The organism is Micromonospora sp. CNZ303 (assembly GCF_004345505.1).
Map to the genome: position 1 here is coordinate 1 of NZ_SLVT01000040.1, position 8,466 is coordinate 8,466.

Here is an 8,466-nt window from a genome sequence, read left to right on the forward strand (position 1 = left end):
CAGCACCGACGCCGACTGCACCCACCGGTCCACGTCCGCCTCGGTCAGGTCACCGTCGAGGAACCGGTCCACCCGCACCGGCCACTCCTGCCCCGACCCGTACGGGGTCCGCTCACCCCACGGGTCGGCGATCCGGTCAACCACGACCTCCTCCTTTCGATGACTGCTCAGGTGCCGCCCATACCGGCATCGGCCGGCCGGACACCCGCCCGTACAGCCAGTCGACGACCGTGACCAGCACGACCGCGCCGGCCGCGACGAGCAACTGGGTCGGGGTGGTCAGCAGGCCCAGGCTCACGATCAGTGTGGTCGCACCCGCCGGCGGATGCGACGCCTTCAGCACCATCAGCACCAGCGCGGTCACCGCCAGCGATCCGGCCGCCGCTACGATCCGCCAGGCGCTCACCCCCTCCTGCAACACCGACGGGTTGTCGGCCAGCCCGCAGGCCATCAGGAAGCCGTACCCGGCCAGCAGCGCCACCCCGTGCCCGATGAGCGTGTTGCGCGGCGATGACTCCGGCGCGCTCGGCTTCTCCACGTGCAGCATCACCGCGGGCCCGAGGCTGGGGAACAGCCACGGTTGGCTGGTGAGCAGCGCGACCACCCCGGCGATGAGCACCGCCAGGGCGCTGCCCGCGAAGGCGTGCACCCGACTGCCGGATCCGCCCCATCACCCCCCCTCGTTCGTTCCTCGGCGCATCGTTGGCTCTCGTGGATTTCGGTCGGCACGCCTGCCCGCTGTCAGCGTGGATCGTCGAAGCCCTCGGTGGCCCGTTCGCGGCGCAGGTGCGCCAACGCGCGCCGGCCCAGGTCGGTGTCCTCCCGGGCGAGCGCCTCGTACATGGTGGCGACCTTGTCGTACGGCTGCGCGGGCGGTAGCAGCGGGATCGCCGGATCGACGATCGCCTCGATCAGCGTGGGCCGGTCCGCCGACAGGGCCTGGTCCCATGCGGCGTCGACCGCGGCCGGGGTGGTGACCCGGACGCCGTGCAGTCCCAGCAGCTCGGCCCAGCGGGCGTACGGGGCGTCGGGCAGGCGCTGGGAGTCGACGAAGCGGGGATCTCCCTCCATCTCCCGCTGCTCCCAGCTCACCTCCGCGAGATCGCGATTGTGCAGCACCAGCACCACGAACCGGGGGTCGGCCCAATCGCGCCAGCGGTGGGCGACGGTGAGCAGTTCGGCCAGGCCGTTCATCTGCATCGCCCCGTCACCGGCCAGGGCCACCACCGGGCGGTGCGGGGCCGCGAGTTTCGCGGCCAGTCCGTACGGCAGCGCGGACCCCATGGATGCCAGGGTGCTGGACAGGTGCGCGTCGACGCCGACGGGCAGCCGCAGGTGCCGCGCGTACCAGTAGGTCACTGATCCGACGTCCACCGACACCTGCGCGTCGCCGGGCAGCCGGTCGGTGAGGGTGTGCAGGACGTACTGCGGGTTGAGCGGCTCGGCCTCGGCGGTGGCCCGCCGCCGGGCGATGTCCCGCCAGCGCGCCACCTCGCCCTCGACGCGCTCCCGCCAGCTCCGGTCCGACCTGGGTGTGAGCAGCGGCAGCAGGGCCCGGATGGTCTCGGCGGCGTCGCCGAGCAGCGGCACCTCCACCGGGTAGCGCATGCCCAGGCGCCGGCCGTCGATGTCGACCTGCACCGCCCGGGCCTGACCCGGCGCCGGGTAGAACTCAGACCAGGGATCGTTGCTGCCGACGATCAGCAGCGTGTCGCACCCGCTCATCAGGGCGCTGCTGGCGGTGCTGCCCAGGTGGCCCATCACGCCGGTGTGGAACGGCAGCGCCTCGTCCAGCACCGGCTTGCCCAGCAGCGACGCCGTCACTCCCGCGCCGAGCGCCTCGGCCAGCTCGACCACCTCGCCGGCGGCGGCGCGGGCGCCCTGCCCCACCAGGACCGCCACCCGCTGTCCGCCGTTCAGCAGGTCGGCGGCGGCCCGCAGGTCGTCGGTGCGGGGCCGCAGCTCGGGCACCGGCAGACCGGGGTTGGTCACCATGATGCCGTGCTCGTGGGCGCCGAGGTCGGGAGCGGGGGCGGTCTGCACGTCGTGCGGCAGGATCACGCAGGTGGGGCTGCGGGTGGCCAGCGCGGTGCGGATCGCCCGGTCGAGCAGCATCGGCAGTTGCTCCGGCGTGTACGCGGTCTGCACGAACTGCGCGCAGACGTCGCCGTAGAGGCGTACCAGGTCGATTTCCTGCTGGTAGCCGCTGCCCAGCACCGACGTCACCTGCTGACCGACGATCGCGAGCACCGGCTGGGAGTCCAAACGGGCGTCGTAGAGACCGTTGAGCAGATGCACCGCACCCGGCCCCTGGGTGGACAGGCACACCCCCAGCCCGCCGGTGTACTTCGCGTGGCCGCAGGCCATGAACGCGGCCGTCTCCTCGTGCCGGGCCTGCACGAACTCGGGCCGGCCGGCGCGGCGCAGCGCGCCCATCACGCCGTCGATGCCGTCGCCGGAGTAGCCGAAGACCCGGTCCACCCCCCAGTCGGCCAGCCTTGCGACCACCAGGTCCGACACCGTCTCGTCCGCCATCGCCGCCCCTTCGACTCCATCCGCGCTCCCAGCATGGGGCGGTACCCCGATCCGGCATGGCAAACCGGACGGACGGCACCGGTTCGAGATTCCTTCCCGGGCCGCCGCCGCCCGGGGTGCGATACCGGACGTGTCCGCCCGTGCGGGTCGCGGCCCCGGTTTCAGCGGTGGACGCCATGGGTAGGGTGGCCGCCGGGTCGAGACATGTGCCCAGGTCCGCCGACCCGGCTTCGAGCCGCGGGAGGATTCGACTCACCGATGCCACATCGGGAGGCACCATGTCCATCGCCGGCCCGTTCACCCGACGCCGCGCTCCGCAGGCCAAGCCGATCATGACGGTGGCCCTGCGCCACGACGGGGCGACGCCGTGGATCGTCGTTCGCGGTGAGGTCGACATGAGCACCGCGCACCTCATCACCGAACTGGCCGAACACACCCTCGCCCGGCGTCCTGACCGACTCGTGCTCGACCTGTCGCGGGTGACGTTCTTCAGCGCCCACGGCATCACCGCCCTGCTGCGTACGCGACACGCCGCCACCTGCGCCGAGGTGACGCTGACCCTGCATGCGGCCGCCCCGTGCGTCACGCACCTGCTGGCGGCCACCGGCGTCCGGATGGGCACCGACGCGCCGGCGGCCGATCCGCGTCGGTGGCCCCATGCCGGTTGGGAAGCGTCCCGCGGGGGGATGTAGTCCGACATGAGGTTCGCAGCGGTGGGCGCAGCCCTGGCCGTGACGGCCGTGACCGGATGTGGTGCGGTGACCGACCGTGGTGACGCGGCAGCCGCCGTGGCCACGCGGATGCTGAGCGCCGCCGCCGGTGGGAAGGACGGGAGCGCCGCCTGTGCTCTGCTGGCACCCGACACCGTGGCCGAGCTGGAACAGTCCGCCGACAAGCCGTGCGCGGAGGCCATCCTGGCCGAGGACCTGCCCGACCCGGGCGCGGTCGTCGCCACCGACGTGTACGGCCAGCGGGCACAGGTACGGCTCAGCGGTGACACCGTCTTCCTCGCCGTCTTCCGGGGCGGCTGGCGGGTGGTGGCCGCCGGCTGCACCGCCCGGGGCGACAGGCCCTACGACTGTGTGCTGCAGGGAGGGTGAGCCGTGCGTTTCCAGTTCGTGCTGCTGCTGCTCGTGATCGCCGCCGGTCTCGTGTACTTCACCGCGCTGGGGGTGTTGCACCGATGAGGAGATTCCTGCGCGAGAACTCCCTCGGCCTGGTCTTCGGTCTGTTGTTCCTCCTGTCGCTCGTCGGTCAGGCGTTCGCCGGGCACGCCGACTTCAACCAGCGGCAGCTCAGCGAGGGCCTGTCACCGGTGTCGCCCGGCCGGTACGTCACGTCGGCGAGCTTCGCCGTCGACGTGACCGAGAACTGGCAGTCGGAGTTCCTGCAGTTCTTCCTCTTCATCTACCTGACCGTCTGGCTGTTGCAGAAGGGCTCACCCGAGTCCAAGGAACTCGACAAGCCCGGCCGCGAATCCGACGCCGACCAGATGGTCGGGCCGCACGCCACCGGCACGTCACCCGCGTGGGCCCGCGTCGGTGGTCTGCGGCACGCCCTGTTCTCCCACTCGCTGGGCCTCGTCATGGGAACGATCTTCCTGCTGTCGTGGCTGGCCCAGTCCGTCACCGGGGTCGCCGCCTACAACGAACAGCAGCTCGGCAACCTCCAGGACCCGGTGTCATGGGGGGAGTACCTGCTCCAATCGGACTTCTGGAACCGCACCCTGCAGAACTGGCAGTCCGAACTACTCGCCGTGACCTCGATGGTGGTGCTCTCGATCTACCTGCGGCAGCGGGGATCCTCGCAGTCCAAGCCCGTCGGCGCGGCACACACCGCCACCGGCGTGGAGGGCTGAGCCGCCGCGGCATCCAGCTCGACAGATCACCACCCGGTGGCGGAAGAGAAGCTTCCTCGTCGCCGGATCGCTCAGACGGCGGGCCTGTTCCTCGCTCAACCCGAGCGACGATGCAGCGCCTGCTCTACCACCAGCATGGGATGTGAGCTGAGGGTCTGCTGCACACGTGAGGCGCCGATCACCCTGCTGGTACAGCGTTCAATGTACTGTCTGTGGCGTGGAGACGTTGACGCACGGGCAGGTGCTGGCCCGCTTCGGCCACGCCCTGTCCGATCCGACGCGGGCACGGCTGCTGCTGGCCCTGCGCGACGGACCGGGATATCCGGCGGAGCTGGCCGAGCTGCTGGGCACGACCCGGCAGAACCTTTCGAACCACCTGTCCTGCCTGCGCGGCTGCGGCCTGGTGGTCGCCGTGCCGCAGGGCCGCCGCACCCGATACGAACTGGCCGACGCCCGCTTGGCGCACGCCCTGGCCGACCTGCTCGGCCTCGTCCTGGCCGTCGACCCCGCCGCCTGCCCGGACGCCGAGGAGAAGGGCTGCTGCTGATGAACCTGCCCTTGATCACCCTCACCCCCGCGGGGCCGTCGCCGGTCCGCCGCACGGTGCTCGCCCGCCGGGTGCGGCTGCTGGTCGCCGCCACCATCACCTACAACGTCATCGAGGCCGTGGTGGCGATCACCGCCGGCACCATGGCGTCGTCGACCGCCCTGATCGGCTTCGGCCTCGACTCGATCATCGAGGTGTCCTCGGCCGCGGCGGTGGCGTGGCAGTTCGCTGCCCCCGACCCGCAGGCCCGGGAGAAGGTGGCGCTGCGGGTCATCGCGGTGTCGTTCTTCGCCCTCGCCGCCTACGTGACCGTGGAGTCGGTGCGGGCGCTGGTCGGCGGCGCCGACGCCGAGCACTCCAGCGTCGGCCTGGTGCTCGCGGCGCTGTCGCTGGCGGTCATGCCGGTGCTGTCGTACGCCCAGCGCCGCGCCGGACGGGAGCTTGGCTCCCGCTCCGCGGTCGCCGACTCCAAGCAGACCCTGCTGTGCACCTACCTGTCCGCGGTCCTGCTCGTCGGCCTCGGGGTCAACAGCCTCTTCGCGTGGTCCTGGGCCGACCCCATCGCCGCGCTGGTCATCGCCGCCGTCGCGGTCAAGGAGGGCCGCGAGGCATGGCGGGGGGACGCCTGCTGTGCCGTCCCTCTGACCGCCCCCGTCGCCGCCGCGGGTGGGCACGACGCCGGCGAGGGCGAGACGTGCGGATGCCGGCCCGGCTGCTCCTGCTGCACGGACGCCACATGACCGCACTGGCTATCGGGCGGCGGATGCCGCCGGCGGTGCGGGCCGCGTTCGACGCCGAGCTGGCCACCGCCCGCACCGCGACCGACCCGGCGAGCGCATGGCGGGCGGCCGAACGCGCGCACATCCTGTCCCAGCCCTGGCCGTGGCCGCACACCGTGGTGCATGCCGTCATGCTGCGCCGCGCCCTGCGCGAACACGACCGTGTCGAGGCGGTCGGGCAGGTCATCCGCCTCGCCGTGGCCGGACCCGGGTCCGCGCTCGACCGCTACCCGGCCGGCAACACCGGCCGCGCCCGCGTACCGCTGATCCAACCCATGCCCATCCCGGCCGACCTCGCCGCATTGCTCGCCACCGCACCGACGACCCACACCAGCCGGTAAGCCAGCCGCCTCGCGTCAGCCCCCCGGGTCACCGACGAGCCGACCGGATGGGCCCTCCACCGCCAGCGTTCAGCCGCAACAGACCGTCGAGCGAGACTCAGCTCCTCTCGAACCGGTCCCGGGCGCCCCCTGCCGGACGGTGCTGTCGGGGTGGTCGGGCTGGGTGGTTTCCCAGCGGCGCTGCAGGGCGTCGACGAGGTTGATGATCATCGGTTCCGTGACGTGGCTGTAGATGCCCCTTACGCCGCCGAGGCGGTGTCCGAGGCGGCGCGCTTGGGCGATCTCGGGGATGCCATCTTCTATGAGCCAGGTCTTGTGGGTGTGGCGCAGGTCGTGGAAGTGCATGCCGGGCAGAATCGGCGGGGTGCCTCGTTCGGGGATGCCTGCGACGGCGGGAGTCCAGGCGCGGCGGTTGAAGTTGGAGCGGCGTTGGTGGTAGCCGCGGGCGCCGGGGAAGACGATGTCGTGTGGGCTGTCGCTGAGGTGTATGGCGAGGAGGTTGGTCAGGAAGCGGGGTAGGCGGATGTGGCGGACGGAGTCGTTGGTCTTGGGTGGGCCGAGGAACAGTTTGCCGTCGACTTCGTGCAGTGCGCCGATGTCGGGGTGGATGTAGATGCTGCCGGTGGTGAGGTCAAGGTTGCTGCGGGTGAGTCCGGCGAGTTCTCCCCATCGCATGCCGGTGTAGGCGGCGGTGAGGATCATGAGTCCGTCGGAGGTGCGGGCTTGGCGGGCGGCGATGGCGGCGACCTGTTCGGCGGTGGCGTGGGGTCGTTCGGCGCGGATGCCTTTGGGGATGCGGATGCCTCGGCAGGGGTTGAAGGGGATGCGGCGGTCTTCGACTGCTTCTTGCAGGATCATCGACAGCACCATGATCACGTCTGCGACGGATCGGGGTGCCAGGCGCTTGCCGAGGGTGACGGCGAGGGTCTTGATGTGCTGGCGACGGATGTCGACCAGGGGTAGGTGGCCGAGAGCGGGCAGGATGTGCAGGCGTAGGTGGCTGCGGTAGGCCGACCAGGTGGCTGGGGCTGCTTGATGTGTTGACTCCCAGATTGGAACCCATTCGGTGAGGGGGATTCGGCCGCCGCGGGGGTCGATGAAGGTGTCACGGGCGAGTTCGACGTCGATTTCTTTGGCGCGGATGACGGCGTCGGCGCGGAGGTCGTGCACTGAGTCGGTGGTGACGGTGCCGTCGGTCGTGCGGAGGCGGACGCGGAAGCGGGTACCGCGTTTTTCCACCCAGGCCATGGGGTTACTCCGTTCGGTGTGACAGTGATGCGTCGCTGATTGACGCGTGACTCTTGGGGTGCGGCAAGTCGGTGATAGCGGGGCGTGGGGCACGGCGGGTTCGCCGTCGTCCGGTGGCGGGTTCGGCGGCGGCGGCGATGATGGCGGTGAGGTCGGCGGCGGAGAAGCGCAGGTGTTTTCCGAGGAAGGTGCGGGGGATCTGGCGGCGGCTGGCACGGCGGCGCAGCCAGGATTCCGGGACGCGCAGCAGCGCTGCGGCTTCGGCGGGGGTGTAGAGGCGAGGCTGCTGGTCGTCGGTGGGGATGGTTCGGTGGGTTGGGCTTGCGGGTGGCGGTAGCGGGTGCCGGGATCGGGGCGGGTTGGGGGGCATGAGGGCTCCGGGTGGTTGGGGTGGCGATGGCCTGCGGGGTTCTTCGCGGGCAGCGGTGTTGGTTGCCCGCGAAGAACCCCGGGTGGCCGGGTTAGTGATGCCGGCAGAGCAGCAGACGGAGTGCGGTCGCCGCTTGGGCGGGGACGACGCCGTTGCCGAGCACGCGCAGCGCGGCGGTGCGGGGCAGTGCGAGGGTGGGGTCTGTGACCCAGCGCGGGGGTAGTCCCATGAGCCATTCGACGAACGGCGGGGCCAGCACTGGCTTGCCGTGCCGACCGGTTTGGGTCGGGTGGGATGCGGGCCGGTCCAGCAGCAGTTCCCAGCGGGCGATGGCGGCGGCGTAGGTGCCCCACCGCTGCTCGTCGGGTTGCCCGAGGCAGGCGATGGTGGTGCGCACGTCCGCTCCCCCGTCGCCGTGTCTGCCGGGTCCTCGCGCGTCGGATGCGCGGGGTGTGGGCAGGACCCGCACCGCCGCTGAGGGCAGGGTGAGGTCGCCGTGAGAGCCCCGTTGCCCGGGGCAGCCTTTCGCCCCGTCGGTGGCTCATGGTGTCGGTAGTAACACTTGTGACAGCGGCGGCCGGAAGCCCGTGCCGGCGCGTCGCCCTGACGTGCCGGTGTCGCTGGCGCGTGGGGTGGGCAGAAGCCGGGCGGCGTCGGTCACCGTTCGCCCGTGGTGATCTCTTGGGTTCGTGTGGGGGGGTGTCCCTATGGGTTTCGTCAAGCGGGGACTGGTCTGGTGGGGCGTGGTTGGTAGGGGATCTTGTCGCGGAGCATGGCATGGAGGACGT

At 71.5% G+C, this 8,466-nt stretch carries 11 protein-coding genes; 6 read left to right on the forward strand and 5 right to left on the reverse strand.

Annotated features, from left to right (window positions below; translation table 11 throughout):
- Positions 1-136: 136 nt before the first annotated feature.
- Positions 137-649, reverse strand: coding sequence for an HPP family protein (locus EV374_RS32205; RefSeq protein WP_132240935.1), 513 nt, complete (start codon positions 647-649; stop codon positions 137-139).
- Positions 650-741: 92 nt separating this feature from the next.
- On the reverse strand, positions 742-2,535 hold the full coding sequence (locus EV374_RS32210) for a thiamine pyrophosphate-requiring protein (protein WP_132240936.1): 1,794 nt from the start codon (positions 2,533-2,535) through the stop codon (positions 742-744).
- 278 nt (positions 2,536-2,813) lie between these two features.
- Here EV374_RS32210 and EV374_RS32215 point away from each other — a divergent pair, with 278 nt between their 5' ends.
- From EV374_RS32215 to EV374_RS32240, 6 genes are all read left to right on the forward strand, one after another.
- The gene (locus EV374_RS32215) at positions 2,814-3,227 is read left to right on the forward strand and encodes an STAS domain-containing protein (protein ID WP_165947971.1); all 414 of its coding nucleotides are present in this window, start codon (positions 2,814-2,816) and stop codon (positions 3,225-3,227) included.
- A gap of 66 nt (positions 3,228-3,293) precedes the next feature.
- On the forward strand, positions 3,294-3,635 hold the full coding sequence (locus EV374_RS32220; RefSeq protein WP_486486075.1) for a hypothetical protein: 342 nt from the start codon (positions 3,294-3,296) through the stop codon (positions 3,633-3,635).
- Between the two features lie 83 nt (positions 3,636-3,718).
- The gene (locus EV374_RS32225; RefSeq protein WP_132240939.1) at positions 3,719-4,393 is read left to right on the forward strand and encodes a DUF6766 family protein; all 675 of its coding nucleotides are present in this window, start codon (positions 3,719-3,721) and stop codon (positions 4,391-4,393) included.
- Between the two features lie 217 nt (positions 4,394-4,610).
- A complete protein-coding gene (locus EV374_RS32230) occupies positions 4,611-4,940 on the forward strand; it encodes a metalloregulator ArsR/SmtB family transcription factor (protein WP_132240940.1) in 330 nt (109 codons plus the stop codon).
- Positions 4,940-5,680 carry a cation efflux transmembrane domain-containing protein gene (locus EV374_RS32235; protein ID WP_132240941.1) on the forward strand — a complete coding sequence of 247 codons (741 nt, stop codon included), beginning with the start codon at positions 4,940-4,942 and terminating at the stop codon, positions 5,678-5,680. Before EV374_RS32230 ends, EV374_RS32235 begins: the two co-directional genes overlap by 1 nt.
- Positions 5,677-6,060, forward strand: coding sequence for a DUF3703 domain-containing protein (locus EV374_RS32240; protein WP_207914710.1), 384 nt, complete (start codon positions 5,677-5,679; stop codon positions 6,058-6,060). The genes EV374_RS32235 and EV374_RS32240 overlap by 4 nt, the downstream gene beginning before the upstream one ends.
- 69 nt (positions 6,061-6,129) lie before the next feature.
- Here the strand turns inward: EV374_RS32240 and EV374_RS32245 are convergent, their stop codons facing one another.
- From EV374_RS32245 to EV374_RS33695, 3 genes are all read right to left on the reverse strand, one after another.
- Complete coding sequence (locus EV374_RS32245; RefSeq protein WP_132240942.1) at positions 6,130-7,308, reverse strand: site-specific integrase; 1,179 nt, start codon at positions 7,306-7,308, stop codon at positions 6,130-6,132.
- A 4-nt stretch (positions 7,309-7,312) separates the two neighbouring features.
- The gene (locus EV374_RS32250; protein ID WP_132240943.1) at positions 7,313-7,678 is read right to left on the reverse strand and encodes a helix-turn-helix domain-containing protein; all 366 of its coding nucleotides are present in this window, start codon (positions 7,676-7,678) and stop codon (positions 7,313-7,315) included.
- Between the two features lie 91 nt (positions 7,679-7,769).
- Positions 7,770-8,075 carry a hypothetical protein gene (locus EV374_RS33695; protein WP_486486076.1) on the reverse strand — a complete coding sequence of 102 codons (306 nt, stop codon included), beginning with the start codon at positions 8,073-8,075 and terminating at the stop codon, positions 7,770-7,772.
- Positions 8,076-8,466 lie beyond the last annotated feature (391 nt).

Excerpts from the sequence above, each read along its gene's own strand:
- EV374_RS32240 (WP_207914710.1), top strand. The coding sequence starts at position 5,677 with ATGACCGCACTGGCTATCGGGCGGCGGATGCCGCCGGCGGTGCGGGCC.
- EV374_RS32235 (WP_132240941.1), top strand. The coding sequence starts at position 4,940 with ATGAACCTGCCCTTGATCACCCTCACCCCCGCGGGGCCGTCGCCGGTC.
- EV374_RS32210 (WP_132240936.1), bottom strand. The coding sequence starts at position 2,535 with ATGGCGGACGAGACGGTGTCGGACCTGGTGGTCGCAAGGCTGGCCGAC.
- EV374_RS32215 (WP_165947971.1), top strand. The coding sequence starts at position 2,814 with ATGTCCATCGCCGGCCCGTTCACCCGACGCCGCGCTCCGCAGGCCAAG.
- EV374_RS32250 (WP_132240943.1), bottom strand. The coding sequence starts at position 7,678 with ATGCCCCCCAACCCGCCCCGATCCCGGCACCCGCTACCGCCACCCGCA.
- EV374_RS32245 (WP_132240942.1), bottom strand. The coding sequence starts at position 7,308 with ATGGCCTGGGTGGAAAAACGCGGTACCCGCTTCCGCGTCCGCCTCCGC.
- EV374_RS32225 (WP_132240939.1), top strand. The coding sequence starts at position 3,719 with ATGAGGAGATTCCTGCGCGAGAACTCCCTCGGCCTGGTCTTCGGTCTG.